The 1,549-nt window shown below is 40.0% G+C and carries 1 protein-coding gene; it reads left to right on the top strand.

The window, feature by feature from the left end:
* Positions 1-92: 92 nt before the first annotated feature.
* Entirely contained in the window at positions 93-1,484 is a 1,392-nt protein-coding gene (locus ACQV18_RS09320; RefSeq protein ID WP_428893007.1) for an ISNCY family transposase, read from the top strand.
* The last annotated feature ends 65 nt before the right edge of the window (positions 1,485-1,549 follow it).

Below are 1,549 nucleotides of genomic sequence, written 5' to 3'. Positions count from 1 at the left end.
TTAAACGTAAATGATAATGTCTCAAGAGAACACAAATCAAAATGTCCCACTATCCACTATAATAAATGATGAAAAGGATAGGAGGGAAAATGATGGGAGATTATCTTACAGTGAAAGAAAAGCATTATTATGAAACAATTAAACAAGTCGTGAACGGTAAAAAAACAAAACAACGCGCGGAGGTCGAACTCGCTCTTTCTCGCCGTCAAATCAACCGATTGATTCAACGTTATTTATCGAAAGGACGTCGAGGTTTTCAGCATGGGAACTGTGGCAGGTCCCCTTCCACCAAGATTTCACCTTCTCTTAGAAAACAAATTGTGTCTATCTATCAAACAAAATATGCGTCATTTAATTTTAAACATTTTCATGAGTTTTTAGTGAAAGAAGAAGGCTTTTGTCTTTCTGAATCTTCCGTTCGAAACATTTTGTCTCAAGCTCATATTCTTGCTCCCAAAGCTCGTCGTTCAACGAAGCGCCGATGGAAAAAACAATTGCTAAACAAACAAAACAAATCGACTCTCACCCAACGCGAACTCTCCCTGTTGAAAGAGGTCCAATTAGTCGAAGGAAAGAAAGCGCATCCTTCTCGCTCCCGCAAAAAATATGCCGGAGAATTAATTCAAATGGATGCTTCTCAACATGTTTGGTTTGGAACAGAAAAAGCCTTTTTACACGTCGCCATTGATGATGCTTCGGGAGAGATTGTCGGTGCTTTCTTTGACAAGCAAGAAACTTTAGCTGCTTATTATGAAGTTTCAGCTCAGTTTCTAGAAAACAAAGGCATTCCTGTTGAAATTTTGACCGATAATCGCACGATCTTTAAGGCTGGGAGAAAAGAAAAAGGCTCTCTGTCTGACCAGAGAACCTTAACACAGTATGGATATATGTGCCAAAACTTAGGGATTGTCCTGTCGACGACTTCAATCCCCCAAGCTAAAGGACGCGTGGAACGCGTGTTTAACACACTCCAAGACCGCTTAATCAGCGAAATGCGTCTGGCTAATATCCAAACCTTAGCGGAAGCGAATCACTTCTTGATTCAATTTATTCCTCTATTTAATCAGCGATTTGCTTTCCAACTTAAAGATAACCGAAATGTCTTTCAAAAGATAGACCCTTGCGTTAATTTGAACTATTTACTTTGTCGACATGATTTCAGAGTTGTAAATGCGGGACATTCCATCCGCTATCATCGCCAAACTTACCAATGTGTCGATGACTCAGGTAACGTTCAATACCTTCCTCCACATACGCGTGTGATGGTCATTGAGACGCGTAATCTTGAGTTATATGCCAATTATCAAGAGACCTTGTATCCACTCAAGATCGTTCCTGAACATGAACGTTATTCGAAAGAATTCGATACACCGCCTCCTAAAACTAAGCCAAAAGTCATTCCTATCCCGCCTTTATCTCATCCATGGAAAGCAGCCTCTTATCAGCGGTATCTTAAGCAATTGAAGCAGACACATTCAGTATAAAAGAAGAACACTCGAGGAAAAAGATGAGAATAGAAATTCTCACTTTTTCCTCGAGTTCACCAAGC

It is taken from the genome of Facklamia sp. P9177, assembly GCF_050409585.1.
GTDB lineage: Bacteria > Bacillota > Bacilli > Lactobacillales > Aerococcaceae > Facklamia.
Note: the sequence above shows the minus strand (reverse complement) of the source record. Positions and strands in the feature narration are given on the sequence as shown.